Raw genomic sequence first — 25,079 nt, 5'->3', positions numbered from 1 at the left:
ATTCTTCTAATATGGATTAGAACACGCGCCGAGGTGGGGAGTCACCGTGTCCGAGGAAGCGCCCGTGCTGGCCCGGGTCGACGGGGAGGTCGGGCACGTCGTGCTGAACCGTCCGCACGCCCGCAACGCGATCACCGTGGCGCTGGCCGAGGGGCTCCACGACGCGCTCGTCGACCTGGCCGGCCGCACCCGCGTGATCGTCGTGCGCGGCGCGGGCGGGCACTTCTGCGCGGGCGGCGACGTCGACGAGGTCACGCGCCTGGGCGCCGCGGGTGGTGACGCGCTGCGCGGGCTCTTCGACGCCTTCCACCGCGCGTGCTCGGTGGTGGCGACGCTCCCGGTGCCCGTGGTCGCGGCGGTCGAGGGGTCCGCGACCGCCGGCGGCTTCGAGTTCGTGCAGGCCGCCGACGTCGTGGTCGTGCGCGACGACGCCGTGCTCGCCGACAACCACGCGCGCCTCGGCCAGGTGCCCGCGGGCGGCGGGTCGCAGCGCCTGCCCCGGCTGCTCGGGTCGCAGCGCGCGCTCACCCACATCCTGCTCGGCGAGCGGCTCTCGGGCCCCGAGGCGGTCGCGCTCGGGCTGGCCTGGCGCAGCGCGCCCGCCGAGGGGTTCGACGCGCTGGTCGGCGAGGTCGTCACGCGCCTGCTGCGCGCCGACCCGGGCGCCGCGGCGCGGACGAAGCGGCTCGTCCACGAGGGCCTGCGCGAGCCGCTCGAGGACGGCCTGGCGCGCGAGACCGAGGTGGTGCTGGAGCACCTCGCGGACCCGGCGGTGAGCGAGCGGCTGGCCCGGTTCCGGAGGCGGTAGGGCACGGCGCTCCCGGAGATCACGAGCGCGTCATCCCCCTCGACGCGCCGTCGGCGGTGGACCACGCGCTCCTGATCTCCCGATGACGCGCCCGACATGCCCTGCCCGGTGTGTCCTGTACTCACCGTGGTCGACCTGTCACGGATCTGTGGGTGGTCCGGGTCACGACCGGCTCATATTCTTCTCGCGAATAAAAAATCGAGGGACGGGTGGACGCGATGGGTGCGAGCCTCGAGGAGCGGCGGGACGCGCTGCGGCGGCGCTTCGAGACGTGGACGCCGATGACGCTGCACGAGCGGCTCGCGCACTGCGCCGGGGAGTTCGGCGAGCGCCCGATGGTGATCACCGACGACCGCACGGTGACCTACGCCGACGTCGAGGCGTGGACCGAGCGCCTCGCCGACGGCCTCGTCGCGCTCGGCGTGCGCCCGGGCGACCGGGTCGGGCTGGTGATGGCGAACTACGTGGAGTTCGTGCCCCTGAAGTTCGCGATCTCGCGGGCCGGCGCGATCGCCATCCCGTTCAACTACCTCTACCGCACCGACGAGCTGCGCTACGTCCTCGAGCAGTCCGAGGCCAACCTGCTGATCACGATGACCGGGTTCGCGGGGCTCGACCACCTCGGGATGCTCGACGAGATCGCGCCGGGCTGGGACCGTGGCGAGCAGGACGCGCTCCCGGAGCTGCGCGGGGTGGTCACCCTGTCCACCGACGGGCGGTCGCGTGACGGTGTGGGGTCGGTGGAGGACCTGGAGCAGCTGGGCCGGGAGCACCCGGGCGGCAGTGCGGGGCGCGGCGCCGGCCCCGGCGACGTCGCCGACATCCTCTACACCTCGGGCACCACCGGCTCGCCCAAGGGCGTGCTCATCACCCACGACGCGAGCCAGCGCACCGGCTACGCCTCGGCGCTGACCAGGGCGTTCGAGGACGGCCGGCGCATCCTGTTCTCGCTGCCCTGCTACCACATGTTCGGCTACGTCGAGGGCCTCATGGCGGCGATGATGGTCGGCGGCGCCATCGTTCCGCAGACCGCCTTCGACCCCGGCCGCTACCTCGAGGGCATCGAGCGCCACCGCGCCACCGACATCCTGTGCGTGCCGACGATGACCGTCGCGATCCTCGAGCACCCCGACCTCGCGACCCGCGACCTCTCCAGCCTGCGCGCCATCCTCTCCGGCGCCGCGCCCGCGCCGGTGTGGCTGTGGGAGAAGGTCCGCGACACCCTCGGCGTCGACGAGATCGTCACCGGCTACGGCATGACCGAGCAGGGTGGGGCGATGACGCTCTCGCTGCCCGAGGACCCGTTCGAGCGGCTCTCGGCGACCGTCGGCCGGGTCAAGCTCGCGGGCGCCGCGGGGCTGCCCGGGAGCGGGGACCTCACCGAGTACCGCACGATCGACGTGATGACCGGCGAGCCGCTGCCGACGGGAGAGGAGGGCGAGCTCGCGGCCCGCGGACCGACGAACATGCTCGGCTTCTACGGCAAGCCGGAGGAGACCGCGCGGGCCCTGGACGACGAGGGCTGGGTGCGCTCGGGCGACCTCGGATACCTCACCGAGGACCGCTACGTCGTGCTCACCGGCCGCAGCAAGGAGCTCTACAAGTCCGGCGGCGAGCTCGTCATGCCCAAGGAGGTCGAGGAGGTCCTCTCGCGCCACCCGGGGGTCAGCCAGGCCTTCGCGGTCGGGGTCGCCGACGACCGCTGGGGCGAGATCGGCGTCGCGTGCGTGGTGCCGAAGGCCGGGGCGGCGGTGACGGCCGACGACCTCGTCGCGCTGTGCAGGGAGCAGCTCGCCCGGTTCAAGGTGCCGCGGCGCGTGGTGTTCCTCGAGGCGACGGACCTGCCGACGACCCCGACGGGCAAGGTGCAGAAGTTCCGCCTGGCGCGGATGGTGGCGGAACAGGGCGCGACCGAGCCGGTCCCCGCGTCCTGAGGGCCTCAGGCCGTCGCCGCGCGCACCGGGAACCGCGCGGCGATCTCGTCGACGACGAGCGCGGCGGTCTCCGCGCACGCCGTCGTGCCGCCGTTCGCGAACTGCTTCACCGCGTCGCCGACGTTCCAGAGGTTCGCGATCGGGGTGGTGTGCGGGAGGTCGTGGCCCGCGACCGCGCGCTGGGGCGGCCAGGCGTCGCTCCACACCGTCGTCGAGAGCACGCGGGCGCCGTCGAAGCCGGGGATCTGCTCGCGGAGGTCGTCGTACAGCAGCTCGAGCTCGCGGTCGGCGTCGAACGCTCCGGTCGCGGGCTCGGGCACCGAGGTGCCGTTGTAGAGGTGCCAGCCCTCCGGGGCCATCTCCGGGCAGGTCGCGGTGAAGTTGGCGACGTAGCACATCCGCCGCGTGGTGGCGAAGCTCAGCAGGCCCGGCGCCTCGACGAGGGGCTCGCGGCTCGCGAAGTTGACCACGAGCATCGCGCACGGCGTGGTGTCGACCGTCGCGGCGTAGTCGGCGGGGAGCCGGTCGCGGCCGACGAGGTCGGCGGTCGCGGCGGGGCCGGCGTCGCTGACCGCCACGCGGCAGGAGACCGACACCGCGCGCCCGTCGCGCACCACCGTCGCGCCGGTGACGGTGCCGTCGTCACCCAGCTCCAGTCCCGTGACCTCGCTGTCGAGCCACACCTCGCCCCGTCCCGTGCCCTCGACGGCGTCGGCGAGCGCGCGCCAGACCCCGATCGTGCCCTCGGGGCAGAAGCCGAACTTCTTGAACGCGCTGCGCCGGGTGAAGTAGGTCAGGAAGACCGCCGCCGGCAGGTCCTCGGAGCTCACCGCGAAGATCGACGCGCACATGTTGCGGAAGATCCCGTGGACCTTCTCGTTGCCCGTGTAGCGGCGCACCCAGTCGGCGGTCGAGAGCCCGCCGTCGGGCAGCCCGTCGTCGGTCCGCGCGGCACCGAGCCCGTCGAGCAGCTTCGCGCCCTGCCGGGTGAGCTTGCCCAGCAGGTAGCCCCAGCCGCCGCCGGTGACGTCGACGTCCTTGCCGCCGATCCGGTAGAGGATGGGAGGCTTCGCGGGGCGCACGTCGAAGCGCGCGCCGACCTCGGCGAACGTCTGCTCGGTGATCCCGCCGGTCTCGATGACGATCGCGCCGTTGTTGACCGTGAAGCCGTCGATCACCTCGCTGGAGGCGCGGCCGCCGACGCGGTCGAGGCGCTCGACCACGAGCGTCCGGTAGCCGCGGTGGGCCAGGCGGGCGGCGGTGAACAGGCCGCCCGCGCCGGCGCCGATCACCAGGACATCGACGTCGTGCTGCTCCATGGCTCCGGATCGTTGCCCACGCCCGGCACTTTTTCTAGTCTGGATTCAGATTTCGAGGAGGCGGTCGCCGTGCACGTCGGGATGGGGCTCTTCTTCCAGGCCCTGGAGGAGGGGCGCGACGACCACGACGTGGTGCGCGGCGGGCTCGCGCTGGCCGACCAGGCCGAGCCGCGGGGCTTCGGGTCGATCTGGACCGCCGAGCACCACTTCACGCGGTACCACATGATGCCGAACCCGGCCCAGCTCCTGACCTGGCTCGCGGGTCGCACGACCCACGCGCGGCTGGGCACGATGGTCATGGTGCTGCCCTGGCACGACCCGGTGCGGGTGGCCGAGGAGATCGCCTGGCTGGACTCGGTGTCGGGCGGGCGCGTGGTGCTCGGGCTGGGCCGCGGGCTCGGGTCGGTGGAGTTCGACGGGTTCCGTCTCGAGATGGGGGAGTCGCGGCAGCGGTTCGTCGAGTACGCGACGGCGATCTCCGGGGCGTTCGAGTCCGGCGCGATCGAGGCGGACGGCGAGCTGTACCGCCAGCCGCGCGCCGAGCTGCACCCGCCGGCGTTCACCACGTTCCGCGGGCGCACCTACGCGTCGGCGGTGTCGCCGGAGTCGGCGCGGATCATGGCGACGCTCGGCTACGGGCTGATGCTCATCGCCCAGAAGCCGTGGGAGGTCACCGTCCGCGAGACCGCGGAGTACCGCGAGCTGTTCCGCGGGATCCACGGCGCCGACCCGCCGGCACCGGTGCTCGTCAACTTCACCACCGTCGACCCCGACCCGGCCCGCGCCCGCGACCTGCACGACGAGTACGCCACGGCCTACGCGCGCTCGACGATCGACCACTACGGGTTCACCGACGAACGCCTGGAGCACGTGCCGGGCTACGAGTACTACGCGGGCCTGCGGCGCAACATCACCAGGCACGGGCTGCCGGCGTTCAACCGGTTCCTCGCCGACCTGCAGATGGGCGGCACCCCCGACGACCTCGTCGAGCAGACCGTCGAGCGGGTGCGGGCCCTCGACGCGGGCGGGGTCGTCAACCTCTTCGCCTTCGGCGGCATGCCCCAGCACGTCGCGCAGCGGGCGCTCGACGTCTACGCCGACCGGGTGCTGCCGAAGCTCGCCGCCGTCGACCCGCACCGCGACATCGCCGGTCAGAGGGCGTAGCCGCCGTCGACGTCGATGGTCTGACCCGTGATCCACCCGGCGCGCGGCGACACGAGGAACGCGACGACCTCCGCGACGTCGTCGACCGACCCGAAGCGGCGCAGCGCGAGGTTGCGGCGCGCGGCGTCGAGCAGCTCGTCGGTGTAGTCGCCGCGCGCGACGAGCTCGCGCCACATGCCCTCGCCCTCGATCAGCCCGACGCCGACGCAGTTGGCGCGCACGCCGTAGCGGCCCTCCTCGGCGGCGATGCCCCGCACGGTCGCGGCGACCGACGCCTTCGGGGCCGACGAGAGCGCGTCCTTCTTCGAGTAGCGCTCGATCGCGGGCGTCACCAGCGCGACGATGCTCCCGCGCGTCTCGCGCAGCACCGCCATGGCCGGGTGCAGCAGGTTGTAGGCCGCGACCGTGTCCCCGAGGATCTGCGCGCGGTACTGCTCCGGGGTGATCGCCGAGAGATAGCGCATCGGGATGTGCGGGCCCGCGGCGTAGACGACGGCCGTCGGGGGCTCGGGCGTCGCGGTGCGCACGACCTCCGCCGCCGCGGTGGCGTCCTCGAGGTCGAGGGCGACCGTCACCGCCCGCCGGCCCGCGTCGGTGACGTCGCGCGCGGCCGCCGCGGCCGCCTCGGGGCGTGACCGGTAGGTCAGCGCGACGTCCCATCCGTCGGCGGCGAGCCGGCGCCCGATCGCCCGGCCGATGCCACCCGATCCGCCCGCCACCAGCGCCCACGGTCCGCTCACGGACCGAGGCTAGATCGGGCTCCTCAGACGGGGAGGGCCGACGCCCCGTGCGGCCGGCGGGCGACGAAGTGCTCGTCGTGGTCGCGGTCGGCGGCGTCGTGCGCCGGGACCTGGTTCCAGCCGCTGACGAACACGCCCTGCTCGGTGAGCACGCGGACGGCGACCGCCTGGGCCACGGCCGGACGGACGCGGGGCGCCGCGCCGCGCGGGGCCAGCGGCATCGACCAGGAGACGCGCCCGCCGCGGCGGCAGAGCAGCGACCACCCGTCGCGGGACGGCGGGACCTCGCGGAGGAGCTCGTAGGTGACGTCCTCGACGAAGGTGACCCCCCGGCTCGGGGCGGGCGCGTCGAGCCCGGTGAAGTCGCGCAGACCGATGACGTCCAGATCGCGGTTCGTGATCATCATGTCCCTCCCCGCCGTGCCGTCGGCCCCCACGCGCGCCCCCGGCGATACACAGCAGCCATGTATCGAATCGACCTAAACGTTATCCTTGCCACAGTCGACTGGGCAATACGGTCCGTGTCAGTGACCCCGGATGGCGCACCACGAGGTCACGATCCGATCACTCGGTCGGCCCAGCTGCGGTCGCCCCCCGTGAGAGTGATCGGCACACCGTCACATCGGTCACGGAATGCAGCGATACGACACGTTTGTGTATCGGTGCGCCGGGGCCACCTAGCGGTCGTGTCCGCGTCCGAGCACGACCTCGCGCGCCCGCCGGCGGCCCCGCCGGTCCGTCCGACGACCTCGGGTGACGGAGCGGCGCACGTCGGCGGACGTCCCCGCAACACCGAGATCGACCGGCTCGTGCTCGAGGTGGTGCTGCGCCACCTGCGCCGCGACGGGCTGCCGGGCCTGTCGGTCGCCTCGGTCGCCGAGGAGGCGGGCACGACGCGGGCGGCGGTCTACCGGCGGTGGTCCGGGCGCACCGAGCTCGCCCTCGCCGCGCTCGCGACGATCCGTGACGGCGACCCCGGCCCGTCGTCGGGCGACCCGTTCGCCGACCTCGTCGCCGAGCTCGCGCGCTTCCGGCGCTTCGTCGTCGAGCACGACGCGACCGCCCTGGTCGCGGCGGCGCTCGTCGCCGGCACCGACCCCCGCGTCCGCGAGCAGATCCGGCACCACCTCATGGAGCCCTGGCGCGGGCGGCTGCGGGCGTGCCTGCGCGCCGGCGTCGAGGCGGGCCACCTGCGCGGGCACGCCGACCACACCACGGCCGAGGACCTGCTCACCGGTTCGTGGCTGGCCCACGCCGCGCGGGGCGACACCCTCGCCGAGGACTGGGCGGCGCGCACCGCGGCGATGGTGTGGGCCGGGTGCGGCGGCGTGCCGGGGGAGACGCGCCGGGACCGCTCGGGGTCCGCCCCGATCGAGTGATCGAGTTCCGGGTCGCCCGCGCCGTTGGGGGCGATGTGACCGTTTCGCCGGGTGTCGCACCCTCCCAGAGAGCCTCCGTCCGCCTCGTCGCCGGCGTCGCCGCGGTGCGCGACGCCATCGCCGACGGGTCGCTGCACCACCACCGGCCCGAGGAGGTCCCCGCGGGCCTGCGGTCCCACGCCGTGGACGTGGTGCGCGCGTGGGCCGCGGGGGAGGACGTCGAGGCCCAGCGCCGGCGCTGCGGGGTGTGCGCGCCCGCCCTCGTCACGCCCCGCCCCCGCGAGCGCCGCTGACGACGCGGTCTACACGTCCACCGCAGCGGCCTCCGGGTCGGCCGCGGCGCCGCGCACGGGCAGGTCGGCGAAGAACGCCGGCGGCTCGGTCCAGGGGTCGGCGGGCGTACCGGTCTCGGCGTCGCGGATCGCCCGCCACACGCGGTCGGGCGTCAGCGGCATGTCGACGTGCCGCACCCGGAGCGGGGCCAGCGCGTCCACGACGGCGTTCTGCACCGCCGGCGTCGACCCGATCGTCGCCGCCTCGCCGATGCCCTTGGCGCCCAGCGGGTTGTAGGGCGTCGGGGTCTCGGTGGACGAGGCCTCGTAGCTCGGCACCTCGGCCGCGGTCGGCAGCAGGTAGGCCGCGAACGTGCCCGACGTCGGGTTGCCGTCGGCGTCGTAGGAGAAGCCCTCCCACAGCGCCTGCGAGATGCCCTGCGCCAGCCCGCCGTGCTGCTGCCCGGCGACCAGCGTCGGGTTGAGCACCGTGCCGCAGTCGTCGACGGCGACGTGGCGGACCGGCGTGACCCGCCCGGTGTCGAGGTCGACCTCGACGACGGAGACGTGCGCGCCGAACGGATAGGTGGCGCCGGGCTGCTGCTCGTCGCGCACCTCGGCCAGCGACACCCCCTGCTCGCCGGCCGCGGCGGCGATCTCGCGCCAGGTCAGCGCGCGGTCGGGGACGCCGGCGACACCGAGGCCGCCGTCGACCGCGGTGATGTCGTCGACGTCCGCCTCGAGCGCCGACGCGACGACCTCGCGTGCCCGCGCGAGCACGGTGTCGGCCGCGACGAGCACGCTGGAGCCGGCGAGCTGCAGCGACCGCGAGCCGCCCGTCCCGCCGCCGCGCGGCACCGCCGCGGTGTCGGACTGGACGAAGCGCACCTGCTCCATCGGCACGCCCAGGCGGTCGGCGACGATCATCGCGAACGAGGTCGCGTGCCCCTGGCCGTGCGCGGAGGTGCCCACCGCGACCGTCGCCCCGCCGTCGGCGTCGACGCTCACCGACCCGTACTCGCCACCGCCGCCCCCGGCGGTGACCTCGACGTACACGGCGAGCCCGATGCCCAGCGCGACGCGGTCGCCCCGCGCGCGGCGCTCCGCCTGCTCGCGGCGCAGCGCGTCGTACCCGGACTCGCGCAGCGCGACGTCGAGGGCGTGGCCGTAGTCGCCGGAGTCGTAGAGCGAGCCCGTGCGCGTGGTCAGCGGGAACTCCTCGGGCTGCAGGAAGTTCTTGCGCCGCAGCTCGGCGGGGTCCATCGCGAGCTCGCGCGCGGCCATGTCCACCAGCCGCTCGACCATCGCCGCGGCCTCCGGGCGCCCGGCGCCGCGGAACGCGCCCATCGGCGTCGTCGTGGTCAGCACCGCGGCGCCGTCGTAGGCGATCTCCGGGATGCGGTAGACGCCCTGCGCCATGTTCCGCGTCGGGCCGAGCGCGAGCGCGCCGCCGAAGCCCGCGTAGGCGCCGGAGTCGCCGACCACCCGGGCCCGCAGCCCGGTGATCGTGCCGTCGCGGCGCAGCCCGAGCTCGCCGTACTGCACCTGGCCGCGGCCGTGCGGCATCGCGGTGAGGTTCTCCGAGCGCGTCTCGGTCCAGGTCACCGCGCGGCCCAGCTGTCGCGCCGCCTCGATGACCACCGCGTGCTCGGGCGCCATGCCGGCCTTGCCGCCGAACCCGCCGCCGACGTGCGGGGCGACCACGCGGACGCGCTCGGTGTCCCAGCCCCACTGCGCGGCGACCTGCCCGCGCAGCCCGTGCGGCATCTGCGTGGAGACGTGCACGGTCATGTCGTACGGCTCCTCGGAACCGCCCGGCGTCGCCGTCACCGCGTTGCCCTCCATGGGCGCCACGGCGAGGCGCTGGTTGACGATCCGCGCGCGCACGACGACGTCGGCGTCGTCCAGCGGGCGGACGTCGTCGGGGTCGCGGAACCCGGCGGCGAGGTTGGAGCCCAGCTCCTCGAACTGCAGCGGGGCGCCGTCGGCGAGGGCGGCCTCGGGGTCGACGACGGGCTCGAGCGGGTCGTAGTCGATCTCGACCAGCTCGGCGGCGTCGACGGCCTCGGCGCGCGTGGTGGCGATGACCGCCGCGACCATGTCGCCGACGAACCGCACCTTGCCGCGGGCGAGCAGCGGGCGCGCGCAGGCGTCGTTGAGCACCATGAACGGCCGGTGGTCGGGGATGTCGGTCATGTCGTCGCCGGTCAGGACCGCGACGACACCCGGCGCCTCCCGGGCCTTCGCGACGTCGACCGTGTCGAGGCGGGCGTGCGCGAGCGGTGAGCGGACGAAGACGCAGTACAGCGTCCCCGGCGGCACGATGTTGTCGACGTACGTGGCGTGGCCGCGGAGGAGCTCGGGATCCTCGACGCGGCGGACGGCCGTTCCCATGATCGAACCAGGCACGTCCTCGACGCTAGGCCTTCGAGCGCACTCGAACGCAAGTCGAGCGGGTACTCGCGGGTCATGCTGCCGTCACCCGGGCCCGACGCCGCCGTCCTCGTCACCGGGGCCTCCTCGGGGATCGGGGCGGCGATCGCCCGCGAGCTCGCCCGCCGCGGCCACCCGACGCTGCTCGTCGCCCGCCGCGGCGACGCGCTCGCCGACCTCGCCGCGGAGCTGCGCGAGCTCTCCGGGCAGGACGCGGAGGTCCACGCGCTCGACCTCGGCGCCGACGCGGACCTCGCCGCCGCCCGCGCGCTGGTCGAGGACGACCGCGTCGCCGGGGTGGTCAACGCGGCCGGCTTCGGGGTGACGGGCCGCGTCGCCGAGATCGCCGACCAGCAGGACGCGCTCGACGGGCTGGTCCGGCTCAACGTCCTCGCGCTGCACTCGTTGACCGTGGCGGCCGTGGGCGCGCTCGTGCGCCGGGCCGCCGCGGACGGCCGGCCCGGCGCCATCCTCAACGTCTCGTCGATCACGGCCTTCCAGCCGCTGCCGGGGGCGGCGAGCTACGCCGCGAGCAAGGCGTTCGTGCAGTCGTTCTCCGAGGCCGTGCACACCGAGCTGTCCGGCAGCGGCGTCACCCTCACCACCGTGAGCCCGGGCCTGACCCGTACCGGGTTCGCCGACGCCGCCGGGACCGACGCCTTCGACCGCGTGCCCGACCTCCTCGTCGGCGAGGCCGCCGACGTCGCCGCGGCCGGGGTCGCGGCGATGGTCCGGGGCGACCGCAGCGTCACCCCCGGCCTGCTCAACCAGCTCTCCGCCCTCGGCGGGCGCCTCGCCCCGCGGACGCTGCTGCTCCCCGCCCTCGACGCCGGGATGGATCTCTACGGGGCCTGAGCGAGAAATCCTCCGGGGACCGTGTCGAAGACCGTCGGGGCCGTTCGACGCGCGTGTGTCAGCACGAGATCGCACCCCCGAGGAGCCCCGATGAGCACCCCCACCCGCACCGGCCACGCCCCGATCGGCGAGCTGGAGATGTACTTCGAGATCCACGGCGATGAGGACGCCGGCGGCACCCCGCTGCTGCTCCTGCACGGCGGCCTGTTCGACATCGACCTGCAGTTCGGCGCACTCCTGCCCGGCCTGTCGGCGGGCCGCACGGTGATCGCCGCCGACTTCCAGGGCCACGGGCGCACCAACGACATCGACCGCCCGCTCTCGATCCCCGAGCTCACCGGCGACGTCGTCGCGCTGCTCGCGCACCTCGGGATCGGGGAGGTCGACGTGTTCGGCTTCAGCGTCGGCGGCGCGGTCGCGCTGACCCTCGCGATCCGCCACCCCGAACTGATCCGGCGCGCCGTCGTCTCCTCGGCGGCGTTCACCCCGGACGGCATGCGCCCGGAGAACACCGAGGCCGTCGGCGCCATGACCGTCGACATGATCGAGGGCACGCCCATGGCGGACTCGTACCGCGCGAAGTCGCCGCACCCCGAGCGCCTGCAGGGCCTGCTCGACAGGCTCGGGGCCCTCGACGCCGGCCCGGCGTGGAGCGACGAGGACATCGCGGGCTACGCCGCCCCGACGCTCTACACGGTCGGCGACTGCGACGCCGTCCGCCTCGAGCACGCCGTGCGGTTCCTGCGCCTGCGCGGCGGCGACGTCAACGGCGACTTCGTCGGCGTCCCGGCCACCCAGCTCGCGGTCCTGCCCGGCACCACGCACTTCGGCGGTATCGCGCGCACCGTGCTCGTGCAGGACGCGGTGACGACGTTCCTCGACGCCTGAGGCCGACAGCCCCTTGACGAGCCTTCGGTAGTGTCAGATAGTCGACGTCACCGTAAAACGCGTGGCTCGGGTCACGCCGGCTCGACGAGGAGTGATCCATGACCTACGTGATCGGCGTCGACGTGGGGGGCACGTTCACCGACGCGGTGCTCGACGACGACTCCGGCTCGGTCATCGCGGCCAAGGCCCCGTCGACGCCGCCGGACTACTCCCGCGGCGTGCTGGACGTGCTCGAGCTGCTCGCCGAGCAGCTCGGGCGCTCCGTCGAGGAGATGCTGGCCGACACCCACCACGTCGCCCACGGCACGACCTCGAGCCTCAACGCGCTGGTGATGCGCCAGGTCCCCGAGGTCGGGTTCCTGACCACCAAGGGCCACCGCGACTCGATCTTCATCATGAACGTCGAGGGGCGCTACCTCGGGCGCAGCCCGCACGAGCTGCAGCACGTCCTCGCGCAGGACAAGGACCACCACCTGCTGCCCAAGCGCCACGCCCTCGAGGTCACCGAGCGCGTCGACCGCGACGGCAACGTCATCGTCGCGCTCGACGAGGACGAGGTCCGCGCGCAGGTGCACAAGCTCCGCGAGGACGGCATCCGCGCGATCGCCGTCTCCCTGCTCTGGGCGTTCCGCAACCCCGTCCACGAGCGCCGCGTCCGCGAGCTGGTGGCCGGGATCGACCCCGACATCTACGTCGCGCTCTCCAGCGAGGTCAGCCCGCGCATCCGCGAGTTCGCCCGCAACTCCACGACGATCATGAGCACGCAGGTCGGCCCCGGCCTGCGCGACTACCTCACCAACCTCGAGGCCAGCCTCAAGGACCGCGGGCTCGCCGGCCCGCTGCTCGTCATGCAGTCCAACGGCGGGGCGGTCGCGGCCTCCGAGGCGCCGGCCCAGGCCATCTCGACCGTCGGGTCGGTGCTCACCGGCGGCGTCGTCGGCTCGTCGCAGCTGGGCCGGCGGCTCGGCCACCGCAACATCATCTCCACCGACGTCGGCGGTACGACGTTCCTCGTCGGGCTCATCGTCGACGGCGAGCCGGAGCGCGACACCACGACCGTCATCAACCACCACCCGATCAACGTCCCCACCCTGCGCGTGCACGCCATCGGGTCCGGCGGCGGCGCGATCGCGTGGGTCGACGCCGGCGGCAACCTGCGCATCGGCCCGCACAGCGCGCAGGCCGTCCCCGGCCCCGCCTGCTACGGCCAGGGCGGCACCGAGCCGACCAACACCGACGCCAACCTCGTGCTCGGCATCCTCCCGACCTCGGGCCTGCTCGGCGGGCGCAAGGCGCTCGACGTGGAGCAGGCCCGCGAGGCGATCCGCACGAAGGTCGCGGAGCCGCTGGGCCTGTCCGTCGAGGACGCCGCCGCGGCCATCCACGCCGCCCAGAACGCCCAGACCGGCGACCTGCTGCGCAAGAGCGTCGTCGAGGCAGGCCACGACCCCCGCGAGTTCGTCCTCTACGCCTTCGGCGGCTCCGGCCCCGCGTTCTGCGCGAAGTACGCGACGCACCTCGGCGTCAACGAGGTCGTCGTCCCGCTCGGCCCGGTCGCGTCGGCGTTCTCCGCCTACGGCCTCGCCGCGTCCGACATCGCGCTCGCCCAGGAGCTCTCCGACCCCGCCCAGCTCCCGGTCGACCCGGTGCGCGCGGAGAAGAACTTCGCCCAGCTCGAGGACCAGGTCCGCCAGGGCCTCGACCGGCAGGGCCTCAAGTTCGACCGCGTCGAGATCGTCCGCGAGGTCGACATGCGCTACGCGATGCAGCTCGCCGAGGTCACCGTGCCCGTCGGCGACGGCCCGCTCGACGAGAACGCGATGGACGAGGCCGCGCAGCGCTTCGAGCGGAAGTACGCCGAGCTCTACGGCCAGGGCTCCGGCTTCAGCGCCGCCGGCATCCAGGCGATCACCTACCGCGTCCGCGGCCGCGGCGTCCTGCCGTTCAGCCCGGAGCTGCCGCCGCTGGAGAAGGCGTCCGGGGAGCCGGAGGTGTCGGCACGCCGGCCCGTCTATCTCGAGATCGGCCAGGGCTTCGTCGACACCCCGATCTACGACTACACCGCCCTGCGCGCCGGCCACGTCGTCACGGGCCCGGCCGTCATCGAGGTCCCGACGACCACCGTCGTCGTCCCCGACGGCCGCACCGGCACCGTCGACGAGCTCGGCAACCTCCACATCGTCACGAACGCCCAGAACGGAGCCTGACCCATGGTGATGGCCGTCCCCGGCTCCGAGAGGTTCTCGAGCCGCCCGATCGACCCCGCCACGCTCGCCGGGCAGCTGCCCGAGAGCCTGCCCGTCCACACCGTCACTCAGGAGCAGATCGACGCGGTCGACCCGCTGACCTACGAGGTCATCCGGCACCGCCTCTGGTCGGTGACCGACGAGATGGGCGAGGCGCTCAAGCGCATGTCCGGCTCGCCGATCGTCACCGACGCGAACGACTTCGACTTCGCGGTGTCCGACGAGCTCGGCCAGGAGGTGCAGGTCGGGCTCTACAACACGATGCTCGTCGGCGCCGTCGACCTCGCGATCTACTGGACGCTGCAGCACCGCGCGACCAACCCCGGCATCGCCGAGGGCGACATGTTCCTCACCAACGACCCGTGGGTCGGCGGCGGGCTGCACCAGAACGACGCGATGGTCTACCAGCCGGTGTTCTGGGAGGGGAAGCTCTTCGGCTGGACCTCCGCGATCGCCCACCAGCCCGACCTCGGCGGCGTCGGCCTCGGCTCGTTCTCCCCGGCCGCGCAGGACGTCTTCTCCGAGTCGCTGCCCACCCCGCCGGTCAAGGTCGTGCGCGACGGGCTGCTCCAGGACGACGTCGCCGACGTGTGGGTCCGCCGCTCGCGGGTCCCGATGATGATCGGGCTCGACCTGCGCGCGAAGGTCGGCGCCAACACCGTCGGCCGCGACCGCCTCCTCGCGGTCATCGAGCAGTACGGCGCCGACACGGTCAAGGCCGTGATGAAGCGGATGATGTCCGACGCCGAGTCGCGCCTGCGCGGCAAGCTCACCGACCTCCCCGACGGCACCTGGCACGCCACCGGCTACCAGGACCAGTCGCACACCGGCGACCGCGGTCTGCACAAGATCACGGTGGCGATGACGAAGGCCGCCGACCACCTGACCTTCGACTTCACCGGCACCGACCCGCAGTCCGGCGTCGTCAACTGCACCTACGCCGGCATGCGCGGCGGCGTGATGCTGGCGCTGCTGCCGATCCTCGCGGGCGACATCCCGTGGTCGGCCGGCGGGCTGATGCGGTGCTTCGACCTCGTCGCCGAGGAAGGCACGATCAACAACGCCAGCTTCCCGGCGGCGGTCGGCCGCGGGCCGATCGGGCCGGCGTGGCTGACCGGCAACCTCGTCGCCGAGTGCCTGAGCCAGATGCTCGACCAGGCCCCGGACCTCGACGCGCACGTCCAGGCCACCTGCTGCGGCACGTGGGACACCGCCGTGATCGCCGGGCTCGACCAGCGCGGGGCCGTCCCGACGCCGTTCCTGTCGATCATGATGGACCCGATGGCGGGCGGCTACGGCGCCCAGCCGCAGGCCGACGGCATGGACACCGGTGGCCTCTTCTGCATCCCGCTCGGGCGCGTGCCCGACGTCGAGATGACCGAGTTCCTCTACCCCGTGCTCGCGCTCTGGCGGCGGGAGGAGCCCGACTCCGGCGGCCCCGGACGGCGTCGCGGCGGCGTGGGCGCGTCGCTCGCGATCACCCCGCACGGCACGAGCTTCCCGATCGGCCTCGTCCTCGCCTCCAACGGCAAGGCGGTGAGCCAGAACAACGGGCTCGCCGGCGGCTACCCGGGCAACACCGGGGTCGAGTGGATCGCGCGCGGCAGCGACGTCTCGACGGCGCTCGGGGCCGGGCGGCTGCCCGCCGACCTCGAGGAGATCGGCGGCGACGCGGAGCTGCAGCCCTGCTACGGCGAGACGTACGTGGCGCCCGGTGAGGTCTTCACGATGTTCTGGCAGGGCGGCGGGGGCTACGGCGACCCGCTGACCCGCGACCCCGCCGACGTCGCCCGCGACGTGCGCGAGGAGAAGGTCACCGCGGCCACGGCGGCGCAGGCCTACGGCGTGGTCGTCGACGACGCCGGCACCGTCGACACCGGCGCCACCGAGACGCGTCGCCGGGAGCTGCGCGACGCCCGGCGCGCGCGGGGCTCCGCGGAGGGCGCCCGTGCCACGGTCGACCTCGGCACCGCGCGCCGGCTCGACGACAACCTCGTCGCGGTGGGCGACCAGGTGGCGTGCACGCACTGCGCGACGGTGCTGGGCTCCGGCGCGGTCGGCGAGCTCGACCTCGTGCGCTACGAGGGGCCGGTCAGCGACGCGGGGCCGCAGGTGGTGGACGGCGCGGGCGAGTACGTCGACGACGCGGTGCACTTCCGGCAGTACTGCTGCCCCGGGTGCTTCACGGCGATCTCGACGGCCGTCGTGCCGGTCGACCACGTCGACGACGTGACCCGGACGAGCCGCGTGCTCGCGGACGCGAGGTCGTAGATGCAGCTCCGACGAGTGGCCGTGCTCGGCGGGGGGCCAGGGGGCCTGTACGCCGCGCGGCTGATCAAGCTCGCCCGTCCGGGGTGCGACGTCGTCGTGCACGAGCAGGGCGTGCCGGACCAGACGTTCGGGTTCGGGGTCGGGCTCGCGGCGCGCACGCAGCGCCGGCTCGCCGAGGCCGACCCCGCCTCGCTCGACGACATCCTCGCGAGCGCGTGGTCGCACGACATGCGGATGCGCGTCGGCGACCGCGAGGCCGGGATGAGCGTCTCCAGCCTCGTGGCGGTGGGACGCGCGGAGCTGCTCGCGGTGCTGCAGCGCCACGCCGAGGACGCCGGGGTGAAGCTCGAGTTCGGCACGCGACGCGCCGCGGACGACCTCGACGCCGACCTGGTGATCGCCGCGGACGGGGTCGGGAGCGCGACCCGGGCCGCGGGGTCGTTCGGCGAGGACGTCGAGGTGGGCACCGGCTGGTACCTCTGGGCGGGCGTCGACATCGCCCTGCCGCACGCGCTGTTCGCGCCCGAGCGCACCGAGCACGGCGTGTACGTCACCCACGCCTACCCGTACGCGCCCGACCGCAGCACGTTCCTCGTCGAGACCGACGAGGCGACCTGGCGGGCGGCCGGGTTCGACCGGACCACCGCGGCGCTGCCGTTCGACGCCTCCGACGACGTCGCGCTGGACCACCTGTCCGACGTCTTCGCGCGCCACCTCGACGGCCACCGGCTGATCGGCAACCGCACCCGCTGGCTGCAGTTCCGCACGGTGCGCTGCGCGCGCTGGCACGACGGGCGGACCGTGCTCCTCGGCGACGCGGCGCACACCGCGCACTACTCGGTGGGGTCCGGGACGAAGCTCGCCATGGAGGACGCGATCGCGCTGGTCGCCGCGCTGGACGGCGCCGACGACCTCGGGACGGCGCTGACCGCCTACGAGACGGCCCGCCGCCCCGCGGTCACGCGCATCCAGGACATCGCGGAGCGGTCCCGCCGCTGGTGGGAGACGTTCCCCGAGCGCCTGGACCTCCCCGTCGAGCAGCTCCTCGTGGCCTACATGAGCCGCGCCGGGAACGTCTCGCTCGACCGCTTCGCCGCCGGCACCCCCGACCTCGTGGGGGCCGCCCTGACGCAGTGGGCGGGGGAGGAGCCGCCGGCCGGCGCGGCGCTGACCGACTGGGTGCTCGACCGGCCCCTGCGCCCCTCCACGCCCGGACAGGAGCCGGTGGCCGACGGTCCCGCCGGGTCGCGCGGATTCGACACCCGCGTCGTCCCCGACGACCCCGCGGCGCTCGGGGCGACCGTGCTCGACCTCGGCACCGACGACCGCCCCTCCGGACGCGAGGAGGCGGTCGAGGCGGCGGTGTCCCGGGGCGCCGACGTCACCGGCACCGTCTGGCTGACCGGCGGCGACGACCGCTCCAGCGTGCTCACGCGCCTCGAGGTCGCCGAGCGGCTGCGGCGCCGCGCCCCGGCGCTCGTCGTCGTCGCGGGACCCGCGGACCTGCGCGACGACCTCGCCGACGGCCTCGCCGCCGACCGCACGCACCTGGTGGCCCTGCGTCCCGGGAAGGACACATGAGCACCGCACCGCTCCCGACCCGCCGACCGACCGCCCGCTGGGACGACCGGCGCGTCCCGTTCCCCGCCGAGGTCGTCGCGGCCTACCGCGACGCCGGGCTGTGGGGCACGCGGACCCTGGCCGACGAGTTCCACGAGGCCGCCGCGCAGCACCCCGACCGCGACGCCGTCGTCGCCGCGGAAGGGCGGCTGAGCTACCGGGAGCTCGACCGCCGGGCCGACCTCGTCGGCGCCGGCCTGGCCGCGCTCGGGCTGACGCCCGGCGACCCCGTGCTCGTGCAGGTCACCAACCGGCTCGAGACCGTCGTCGCCTGGTACGCGCTGCTCAAGGCCGGCCTGGTGCCGGTCGCGACGCTCGCCGCGCACCGCGGCCACGAGATCGCGCACATCAGCCGGGCCGTCGGTGCGCGTGCGCACCTCGTGGAGCACGGCACGCGCGGGACGGACCTCGTCGCGTTCGCCGTCGAGCAGGCCGAGGGGCACCCGAGCCTCGAGCACGTCCTGGTGCTGGGCGCGCCCGCCGACGCCGACCTGCCCGCCCACGCGGTGCGGCTCGACGACCTCGGAGCGGACGTCGACCCCGACGAGGCGCGCTCGCGGGTCGCGGCGATCCAGCGCGGGATCGACCCCGACGACGTCGCCGTCTTCCAGCTCTCGGGCGGCACCACGGGCGTCCCGAAGCTGATCCCGCGCCAGCACGCCGAGTACTGGTACAACGCCCGCGCCTACGCCGACGTGCTCGGCTGGACCGCGGACGACCGCGTCGGCCACCTCATCCCGGTGATCCACAACGCCGGCATCACGTGCGGGGTGCACGCGGCGCACACCGTCGGCGCGTGCCTGGTGCTCACCGGCCACGAGCTGGACACCGCCATGCCGCTGCTCGTCGCCGAGCGCACCACCTCGGTGCTGTTCGGCCACGTGCACTACCGCGCGGTCGACCACCCCGACTTCCCGGCGCTCGCCGAGCACCTGCGGATCGTCGTGCTCTCGGGCGCGAAGGTGTCCGAGGAGCTCTTCGCGGCCGTGGGCGCCCGCGGCGCGTGGGTGGGCCAGCTGTTCGGGATGGCCGAGGGGCTCTTCCTCGTCACCCCGCGCGACGGGTCCGCCGAGCTGCGCCGGACCACGGTCGGCACGCCCGTGTCGCCCGCCGACGAGGCCGTCGTGCTCGCGCCGGGCACCGACGAGCCGGTGCCCGACGGCGAGGTCGGCGAGCTGTGCGCCCGCGGCCCGTACACGCTGCGCGGCTACTACGCCGCGGAGGACCGCAACGCGGGTGGATCCCAGTCCGCCTTCACCCCCGGCGGCTTCTACCGCACCGGGGACCTCGCCGCGGTCCGCGTGATCGACGGCCACCGCGCGATCTCGATCGAGGGCCGGATCAAGGACCTCATCAACCGGGGCGGCGAGAAGATCAACGCCGAGGAGGTCGAGCTGCTGCTGCTCGCGCACCCGCACCTCGTCGAGGTCGCCCTGGTCGCGATGCCCGACCCGCGGCTCGGCGAGCGGGGCTGCGCGTACGTCGTCACCGACGGCACGCCGGTGACGCTCGACGACGTCCGCGCGCACCTGCGCCGGCTCGGGGTGGCGACGTTCAAGTGGCCCGAGCGCCTCGAACCCGTCGCGGCCCTGGCACGCACCCGCGTCGGGAAGCTCGACAAGAAGGCGATGGCGGGCGAGATCACCGAGAAGCTTCGCGCAGAGGGAGCGCTGTGAGCCACCACCGCATCGGGATGGTCGTCCCGAGCTCCAACGTCACCGTCGAGACCGAGGTCCCCGCGCTGCTCGCGCGCCACCGCGACGCGACGTTCTCGTTCCACGGCAGCCGGATGCGGATGCACACGGTCTCGCCCGAGGAGCTCGCGGCGATGAACCACCAGCGCGGGCGGTGCGTCGACGAGCTCGCCGACGCGCGCGTCGACGCGCTGCTCTACGCGTGCCTCGTCGCCGTCATGGCGCAGGGGCCGGGCGAGCACCGGCGCGTCGAGTCGGAGGTCGCCGCGCAGCTGCACGAGCGCGGCGTCGAGGCCGGCCTCGTCTCCAGCGCCGGGGCGCTCGTGGACGCGCTGGCCGCGCTCGGCGCGCGCCGGATCGCGCTGGTCACGCCGTACATGCGGCCGCTGGCCGAGAAGGTCGTCGGCTACCTGGAGGCCGAGGAGCTCGAGGTCGTCGACTGGACCGCGCTCGAGGTCGCCGACAACGCGGAGGTCGGCTGCATCCCCGGCGAGCGGGTGATGGACGCCGCGCGGGGGCTCGACCTCACCGGCGCCGACGCGCTCGTGATCTCCGCGTGCGTGCAGATGCCCTCGCTGCCCCTGGTCGAGCGCGCCGAGCAGGAGCTCGGCCTGCCCGTCCTGTCCGCGGCCACCGCGGGCGCCTTCTGCCTCCTGCGCGGCCTCGGCCTCGCCCCCGACCTCCCCGACGCCGGGTCCCTCCTGCGGGCCGGCACCCCGAGCCTCACGAGGAGCGCGCGATGACCACCACCGAGTCCGGCACCGCACCCTTCAACCCGCTCGCGCCCGGCCCGATCGACGAGGTGCGCGCCGAGCTCGCCGAGGTCCGCTCCGGCTGCCCCGTGCACCGCGTCGCCCCCGGCCTCGGGTTCGCCGGGCGGCACGAGACGGTCCGGCAGGCGCTGCTCGACCACGGCACCTTCAGCAACGCGGGCAACTTCGTGCTCGAAGGCGACGAGGGCGCCGAGCCGCCGCCCGCGCTGATCACCCAGAGCGACCCGCCCGAGCACACCGCCCTGCGCGCGCTGCTGCGGCCCGGCTTCGCCCGCAAGGCGATCACGGACGCCGCGCCGTGGGTCCGCGAGTACGCCGTCGAGCTGATCGACGCCCTGCCGGACGGCGGCCCCGCCGACCTCGTCGGCCAGGTCGCGCTGCCGCTGACCGCGCGGGTCATCGCGCGGCTCGTCGGCGTCCCGGCGGAGGACTCCGACGAGCTCGCCCGCCTCTCGCTGGCGATCACCGCGATCCTGCCGGCGAGCTTCGTCGGCACCGACGAGTGGCGCCGGCTGGAGGGATACTTCACCGCGGCCGCCCGCGCGCGGCGCACCAACGAGGACCCGCCCGACGACCTCGTCGCGCGCCTCGCGCTGGGCCGGGTCGACGGTCGCGAGCTGACCGAGCAGGAGGTCGCGTTCCACGCCTGGCAGCTGTTCGTCGCCGGGCTGGAGAGCACCGCCTACACGATCGGCTCGATGGTGTACCAGCTCCTGGTCGACCGCTCCCGGTGGGAGACGCTGCTGGCGGACCGGTCGCTGGTCGAGGGCACGCGTGAGGAGGGCCTGCGGTACGGCTCGGCGATCCGGTGGGTGCTGCGCACGGTCACCGGCGACACCGCGCTGGACGGCGAGGCGATGGCCGCCGACGAGCGCCTGATCATCGGGCTGGAGTCGGCGAACATGGACACCACGGTGTTCGGCGAGGACGCCGACGCGTTCGTCCTCGACCGCCCGACCGCGCGCCGGCACTTCTCGTTCGGCCACGGCGTGCACCTCTGCCTGGGTGCGGAGCTCTCACGCATCGAGATCTCGACGGTGCTCGAGGCGCTGCTCGACAGGCTCCCGACGCTCGCGCTCGCGCCCGGCGCCACCTACGACGACGTCGCGAGCCCGATGTTCTGCGGGCCGCAGCGCGTGGACGTGGTGTGGTGACCGCCGCGTGACGGCGCTCCCGCCGTATCGTCGCCGGTCATGAGCGACGCCGGGCGAGCCTCCACCCGCCGCGAGCTCGTCGAGTCCCAGATCTACGAGCAGGCCACGCGGCTGTTCGCCGAGCGCGGCTTCGCGGGCACGAGCCTGCAGGACATCGCCGACGCGATGGGGATGACGCGCCCGGCGCTGTACTACTACGTCCGCAACAAGGACGAGCTGCTCGCGCGGCTGGTCACCGAGATCACCGAGGGTCCGGCCGACATGGTCGAGGAGATCGCCGGGCGCGACCTCGACGCCACTGCGAAGATCCGCGCGCTGGTGCGGCTGCTCGCGGCGCGCCAGGCCGACCACGCCGCGCGGTTCCGTCTCGTGATCCGCTCGGAGTCCGAGCTGCCCGGGGACCTCGCGAGCGCCCACGAGGTCGCCAAGCGCCGGGTGCTCGACGGCGTCGTGCGCGTCGTCGACCAGGGCGTGCGCAGCGGCGAGTTCCGCCCCGGCGACGTGCGCACCACCGCGCTCGCGCTGATCGGCATGTGCAACTGGATCGCGTGGTGGTTCCACCCCGGGGGCGCGCGCTCGGTCGACGACGTCGCCGAGCAGATGGCGGAGATGGCGGTCGCGCTCGTCGCGCAGCCGGCGGACCGGAAGCCGTCGAGCCCGCGCCCCGACGACCCGGCCGCGGCGCTCGCGCTGCTGCGCCAGGACCTGGACTACCTGGAGCACGTCATCAACGGCTCGGCACAGTCGTCAAAAGATTGACGGAGACGTAGAAGTCGGCGTAGCCTCCTTCTCATGACGCTCGAGCACAAGGTCCGGGGTGTGGACCACGCCGCGTTCCCGACGTTCGACCCCGCGGGCACCGTGCGCTTCTACCGGGACGTCCTCGGCTTCCCGGTCGTGCACTCGATCTGCGCGGCCGGCTGGGGCCCGGAGGACCACCCGGACTTCATCCACTTCTTCTTCGACATCGGCAACGACGACCGGATCGCGTTCTTCTACTACTTCGGCCTCGACCGCCAGCACGGCCACGAGCGCGGCGACGTCTACGCGGGCTTCGGCCCCGAGGTCCCGGAGTTCTTCGTCCGGTCGCGCCACCTGGCCATCCACGTCGACGACCAGGACGACCTGCTGGAGTACCGGCGCCGGCTCGACGACTCGCAGTGGCCGGTCGAGATGCAGATCCAGCACGAGACCATCGAGTCGATCTACACGCACGACCCCAACGGCTACATGGTCGAGTTCACCCGCGCGATGCGTCCGGTGACGCCGCAGGAGGACCTCGACGCCAACCTCACGATCGACGCGCTGCTCGACGTCGTGGCCGAGCCGGAGCCGACGTTCGGCAAGCTGCTGGCCCGCAAGGCGGAGCTGATCGTGGAGCGGGCGGCCGACTGGGAACTGGAGCAGAGCCGGTGACCGCGCTCTACGTCCTCGACGTCCCGGAGAACACCTCGGTGGCGAAGGTGGCGGGCGAGGACGAGACCGTCACGGTCAACAAGATCGGCCCGTACTTCGAGATCAGCGCGGACGGCCCCATCGTCGTCGACCGGCGCGCGACCGGCTGCCGCCACGCGGTCTGGTACTCGTGCGTCGCGGGCGTCGCCGGGGGCAGCATCACCCAGCACGACAAGAACGCGCTGCGGGTCGAGCCGGCATGAGCGCGCCGACCCGCTTGGGGGCCGGGCGGTACGTCGCGGTCGACGAGCGCCCCGCCGCCACGGTCACCAGCGTCCACGAGCTGACGACGGCCGACGGCGCCACCGTGCGCGGGGTGCTCGCCACCGTGCCGGGTGCGACCACCGTCGTGTGCCTGATGCACCCGCGCCAGGACGTCACGCACCACGCGCTCGTGCCGCACCTGCTGCGCGCCGGTGCCGCGGTGTGGACCCAGCACACGCGCTCGGTCAACAACGACCTCACGCTCGTGCACGAGCAGGCGCTGCTCGACGTCGCCGCGGGCATGGTGTTCCTGCGCGAGCAGGGGTTCGGCGCGATCGTCCCGCTCGGGCACTCCGGCGGCGGCACGCTGTTCGCCTTCTACCTCGAGCAGGCCGGGCTCGCGCCCGCCGACCGGCTCGCCACGACGCCGGCGGGGCGCCCGACGAAGCTCGCCGACGCGGCCATGCCCGTCACCGACGGCGTCGTGTTCCTCGCCCCGCACCCGGGCCAGGGCCGCCTGCTGCTGGGCTGCATCGACCCCTCGGTGGCCGACGAGGGCGACCCGCTGTCCGTGGTGCCGGAGCTGGACCCGTTCCGCGCGGAGAACGGGTTCGCCGAGCCGCCGGCGAGCTCGTCGTACACGCCGGCGTTCCTCGAGCGCTACCGCGCCGCTCAGCGCGACCGCGTCGCGCGCATCGACGCCGTCGCCCGCGAGCACGTCGCCCGCGCCGCCGAGGCGCGCGCGGCCCACAAGCGCTCCGGCGACCCCGCCGACCGGCGCCGGGCGCTCGCCCCGCACGTCATCACCGTGTTCCGCACCGACGCCGACCCGCGCACCGTCGACCTGTCGCTCGACCCGAGCGAGCGCCCCTACGGCTCGCTGTTCGGGGCGCGGCCCGACCTGATCAACTACGGCCAGGTCGGGTTCGGCCGGCTGACCACGCCCGAGGCGTGGCTCTCGACGTGGTCGGGGCTCTCGACGCGCGCCGACTTCGCGCGCTGCGCCCCGGGCGTCACCGTGCCGACCCTGTTCGTCGAGCTCACCGGCGACCAGGCGGCGTTCCCGTCCGACACCCGGGCGATGGTCGACGCCCTCGGTGCCGCGGACCGCACCCACGTCGCCGTGCGTGGCACCCACTTCGGCGGCGCGATCGCCCCGGGCGAGCCCACGGGCAACGAGCTCGCCGCCGAGCAGATCGCCGCCTGGCTCGCCGACCGCCACGACCTGGCACCCCCTATGTGAGCGATGTTCCCGGCCACAGCCGGGAACATCACTCACATGCGGGCCGGGGTGGTCGCGAGGAAGCGGGCCGGGCCGGTGAGGAACCAGATCACCGTGACGAGGCCGAGCCGCCCGAACCACGGGGAGAGGGCGGCGAGGTCGGCGCCCGGGCCGGCGAGCAGGTGCACCAGGCCGAGCACCGCCGCGCAGATCAGCGCGGCCACCACCCAGCGCGCGAAGCGGTCCCACTCGTGGCGGGCGCGTTCGGGGCCGCTGCGCGGCACCGGCACCGGTGCGGGCCCGCCCGCCCAGCGGTGCGCGGCGCGCACGTCGGCCCAGCGCACGATCACCGGCCCGAAGGCGACGGAGAACCCGATGTAGATCGCGGCGAGCCCGTGCGCGAAGGTCGCCGCCCCGCCGGCGCGGATGTCGATCACCGCCGTGGCGAGGATGCCGAGGTCGACGAGCACGGTCGACGCGAGCAGCACCGCGCCGAGACGGCGGCGGCGCAGCAGGTAGCGGGCGGCGAGGCCGCTCGCGATCAGCACCCAGAACAGGACCTCGCCGACGACCAGCGCGACGACGGCGGGCGAGGTGAACACGGCCGGAGTCATGGCGTCGAGCCTGCGCGGCCCCGCAGCGCCGCCG

The 25,079-nt window shown here is 74.3% G+C and carries 22 protein-coding genes; 17 read left to right on the top strand and 5 right to left on the bottom strand.

What is annotated here, in order from left to right; translation table 11 throughout:
* Positions 1-46 precede the first annotated feature (46 nt).
* Both WCD58_RS23170 and WCD58_RS23165 read left to right on the top strand, forming a co-directional pair.
* A complete protein-coding gene (locus tag WCD58_RS23170; protein ID WP_337705443.1) occupies positions 47-808 on the top strand; it encodes an enoyl-CoA hydratase/isomerase family protein in 762 nt (253 codons plus the stop codon).
* Positions 809-1,026: 218 nt separating this feature from the next.
* Positions 1,027-2,742, top strand: a complete 1,716-nt coding sequence (locus tag WCD58_RS23165) for a class I adenylate-forming enzyme family protein (protein ID WP_337705442.1) — start codon at positions 1,027-1,029, stop codon at positions 2,740-2,742.
* Positions 2,743-2,747: 5 nt separating this feature from the next.
* On the opposite strand, the gene WCD58_RS23160 is transcribed toward WCD58_RS23165, so the two are convergent.
* Entirely contained in the window at positions 2,748-4,061 is a 1,314-nt protein-coding gene (locus tag WCD58_RS23160) for a phytoene desaturase family protein (protein ID WP_337705441.1), read from the bottom strand.
* Between WCD58_RS23160 and WCD58_RS23155 the strand changes: the two genes are divergently transcribed.
* The gene (locus WCD58_RS23155) at positions 4,050-5,225 is read left to right on the top strand and encodes an LLM class flavin-dependent oxidoreductase (RefSeq protein ID WP_337705440.1); all 1,176 of its coding nucleotides are present in this window, start codon (positions 4,050-4,052) and stop codon (positions 5,223-5,225) included. The genes WCD58_RS23160 and WCD58_RS23155 overlap by 12 nt on opposite strands.
* Here the strand turns inward: WCD58_RS23155 and WCD58_RS23150 are convergent.
* Together WCD58_RS23150 and WCD58_RS23145 are read right to left on the bottom strand one after the other, a co-directional pair.
* Complete coding sequence (locus WCD58_RS23150; protein ID WP_337705439.1) at positions 5,213-5,965, bottom strand: SDR family NAD(P)-dependent oxidoreductase; 753 nt, start codon at positions 5,963-5,965, stop codon at positions 5,213-5,215. The two genes, WCD58_RS23155 and WCD58_RS23150, sit on opposite strands and share 13 nt — an antisense overlap.
* Positions 5,966-5,988: 23 nt before the next feature.
* Positions 5,989-6,372, bottom strand: a complete 384-nt coding sequence (locus WCD58_RS23145) for a hypothetical protein (protein WP_337705438.1) — start codon at positions 6,370-6,372, stop codon at positions 5,989-5,991.
* Between the two features lie 279 nt (positions 6,373-6,651).
* Here WCD58_RS23145 and WCD58_RS23140 point away from each other — a divergent pair, with 279 nt between their 5' ends.
* Both WCD58_RS23140 and WCD58_RS23135 read left to right on the top strand, forming a co-directional pair.
* Complete coding sequence (locus WCD58_RS23140) at positions 6,652-7,344, top strand: TetR/AcrR family transcriptional regulator (RefSeq protein ID WP_337705437.1); 693 nt, start codon at positions 6,652-6,654, stop codon at positions 7,342-7,344.
* 104 nt (positions 7,345-7,448) lie between these two features.
* Positions 7,449-7,637, top strand: a complete 189-nt coding sequence (locus tag WCD58_RS23135; RefSeq protein WP_337705436.1) for a hypothetical protein — start codon at positions 7,449-7,451, stop codon at positions 7,635-7,637.
* A gap of 9 nt (positions 7,638-7,646) precedes the next feature.
* On the opposite strand, the gene WCD58_RS23130 is transcribed toward WCD58_RS23135, so the two are convergent.
* Complete coding sequence (locus WCD58_RS23130; RefSeq protein ID WP_337705435.1) at positions 7,647-10,025, bottom strand: xanthine dehydrogenase family protein molybdopterin-binding subunit; 2,379 nt, start codon at positions 10,023-10,025, stop codon at positions 7,647-7,649.
* A 60-nt stretch (positions 10,026-10,085) separates the two neighbouring features.
* Here WCD58_RS23130 and WCD58_RS23125 point away from each other — a divergent pair, with 60 nt between their 5' ends.
* From WCD58_RS23125 to WCD58_RS23070, 12 genes are all read left to right on the top strand, one after another.
* Complete coding sequence (locus WCD58_RS23125) at positions 10,086-10,904, top strand: SDR family NAD(P)-dependent oxidoreductase (protein ID WP_337705434.1); 819 nt, start codon at positions 10,086-10,088, stop codon at positions 10,902-10,904.
* Between the two features lie 90 nt (positions 10,905-10,994).
* The gene (locus WCD58_RS23120; protein WP_337705433.1) at positions 10,995-11,792 is read left to right on the top strand and encodes an alpha/beta fold hydrolase; all 798 of its coding nucleotides are present in this window, start codon (positions 10,995-10,997) and stop codon (positions 11,790-11,792) included.
* A 98-nt stretch (positions 11,793-11,890) separates the two neighbouring features.
* Positions 11,891-13,999: a hydantoinase/oxoprolinase family protein gene (locus tag WCD58_RS23115; protein ID WP_337705432.1), complete on the top strand. Its 2,109-nt coding sequence runs from the start codon at positions 11,891-11,893 to the stop codon at positions 13,997-13,999.
* 3 nt (positions 14,000-14,002) lie between these two features.
* A complete protein-coding gene (locus WCD58_RS23110) occupies positions 14,003-16,309 on the top strand; it encodes a hydantoinase B/oxoprolinase family protein (protein WP_337705431.1) in 2,307 nt (768 codons plus the stop codon).
* Positions 16,310-17,890, top strand: coding sequence for an FAD-dependent monooxygenase (locus WCD58_RS23105; RefSeq protein WP_337705430.1), 1,581 nt, complete (start codon positions 16,310-16,312; stop codon positions 17,888-17,890). It abuts the gene before it with no gap.
* Positions 17,887-19,605: a (2,3-dihydroxybenzoyl)adenylate synthase gene (locus tag WCD58_RS23100; RefSeq protein WP_337705429.1), complete on the top strand. Its 1,719-nt coding sequence runs from the start codon at positions 17,887-17,889 to the stop codon at positions 19,603-19,605. The genes WCD58_RS23105 and WCD58_RS23100 overlap by 4 nt, the downstream gene beginning before the upstream one ends.
* A complete protein-coding gene (locus tag WCD58_RS23095; protein ID WP_337705428.1) occupies positions 19,602-20,366 on the top strand; it encodes a maleate cis-trans isomerase family protein in 765 nt (254 codons plus the stop codon). Before WCD58_RS23100 ends, WCD58_RS23095 begins: the two co-directional genes overlap by 4 nt.
* On the top strand, positions 20,363-21,550 hold the full coding sequence (locus WCD58_RS23090; protein WP_337705427.1) for a cytochrome P450: 1,188 nt from the start codon (positions 20,363-20,365) through the stop codon (positions 21,548-21,550). Before WCD58_RS23095 ends, WCD58_RS23090 begins: the two co-directional genes overlap by 4 nt.
* Positions 21,551-21,589: 39 nt before the next feature.
* Positions 21,590-22,309: a TetR/AcrR family transcriptional regulator gene (locus tag WCD58_RS23085; protein WP_337705426.1), complete on the top strand. Its 720-nt coding sequence runs from the start codon at positions 21,590-21,592 to the stop codon at positions 22,307-22,309.
* Between the two features lie 33 nt (positions 22,310-22,342).
* Complete coding sequence (locus WCD58_RS23080) at positions 22,343-22,966, top strand: VOC family protein (RefSeq protein ID WP_337705425.1); 624 nt, start codon at positions 22,343-22,345, stop codon at positions 22,964-22,966.
* Positions 22,963-23,208 carry a hypothetical protein gene (locus WCD58_RS23075; protein WP_337705424.1) on the top strand — a complete coding sequence of 82 codons (246 nt, stop codon included), beginning with the start codon at positions 22,963-22,965 and terminating at the stop codon, positions 23,206-23,208. Before WCD58_RS23080 ends, WCD58_RS23075 begins: the two co-directional genes overlap by 4 nt.
* Positions 23,205-24,452, top strand: coding sequence for an alpha/beta hydrolase (locus WCD58_RS23070; protein WP_337705423.1), 1,248 nt, complete (start codon positions 23,205-23,207; stop codon positions 24,450-24,452). The genes WCD58_RS23075 and WCD58_RS23070 overlap by 4 nt, the downstream gene beginning before the upstream one ends.
* 32 nt (positions 24,453-24,484) lie before the next feature.
* On the opposite strand, the gene WCD58_RS23065 is transcribed toward WCD58_RS23070, so the two are convergent.
* Complete coding sequence (locus tag WCD58_RS23065) at positions 24,485-25,045, bottom strand: hypothetical protein (protein ID WP_337705422.1); 561 nt, start codon at positions 25,043-25,045, stop codon at positions 24,485-24,487.
* Between the last annotated feature and the right edge of the window lie 34 nt (positions 25,046-25,079).

Origin of the sequence: Actinomycetospora flava (assembly GCF_037400335.1) — a bacterium.
GTDB classification, from domain to species: domain Bacteria; phylum Actinomycetota; class Actinomycetes; order Mycobacteriales; family Pseudonocardiaceae; genus Actinomycetospora; species Actinomycetospora flava.
Note: the sequence above shows the minus strand (reverse complement) of the source record. Positions and strands in the feature narration are given on the sequence as shown.

Bases quoted from the DNA above. Each gene is read 5' to 3' on its own strand.
- WCD58_RS23105 (WP_337705430.1), top strand. From the start codon at position 16,310: ATGCAGCTCCGACGAGTGGCCGTGCTCGGCGGGGGGCCAGGGGGCCTG.
- WCD58_RS23145 (WP_337705438.1), bottom strand. From the start codon at position 6,372: ATGATGATCACGAACCGCGATCTGGACGTCATCGGTCTGCGCGACTTC.
- WCD58_RS23160 (WP_337705441.1), bottom strand. From the start codon at position 4,061: ATGGAGCAGCACGACGTCGATGTCCTGGTGATCGGCGCCGGCGCGGGC.
- WCD58_RS23115 (WP_337705432.1), top strand. From the start codon at position 11,891: ATGACCTACGTGATCGGCGTCGACGTGGGGGGCACGTTCACCGACGCG.
- WCD58_RS23080 (WP_337705425.1), top strand. From the start codon at position 22,343: ATGACGCTCGAGCACAAGGTCCGGGGTGTGGACCACGCCGCGTTCCCG.
- WCD58_RS23065 (WP_337705422.1), bottom strand. From the start codon at position 25,045: ATGACTCCGGCCGTGTTCACCTCGCCCGCCGTCGTCGCGCTGGTCGTC.
- WCD58_RS23085 (WP_337705426.1), top strand. From the start codon at position 21,590: ATGAGCGACGCCGGGCGAGCCTCCACCCGCCGCGAGCTCGTCGAGTCC.
- WCD58_RS23100 (WP_337705429.1), top strand. From the start codon at position 17,887: ATGAGCACCGCACCGCTCCCGACCCGCCGACCGACCGCCCGCTGGGAC.
- WCD58_RS23125 (WP_337705434.1), top strand. From the start codon at position 10,086: ATGCTGCCGTCACCCGGGCCCGACGCCGCCGTCCTCGTCACCGGGGCC.
- WCD58_RS23070 (WP_337705423.1), top strand. From the start codon at position 23,205: ATGAGCGCGCCGACCCGCTTGGGGGCCGGGCGGTACGTCGCGGTCGAC.
- WCD58_RS23120 (WP_337705433.1), top strand. From the start codon at position 10,995: ATGAGCACCCCCACCCGCACCGGCCACGCCCCGATCGGCGAGCTGGAG.
- WCD58_RS23090 (WP_337705427.1), top strand. From the start codon at position 20,363: ATGACCACCACCGAGTCCGGCACCGCACCCTTCAACCCGCTCGCGCCC.
- WCD58_RS23110 (WP_337705431.1), top strand. From the start codon at position 14,003: ATGGTGATGGCCGTCCCCGGCTCCGAGAGGTTCTCGAGCCGCCCGATC.
- WCD58_RS23165 (WP_337705442.1), top strand. From the start codon at position 1,027: ATGGGTGCGAGCCTCGAGGAGCGGCGGGACGCGCTGCGGCGGCGCTTC.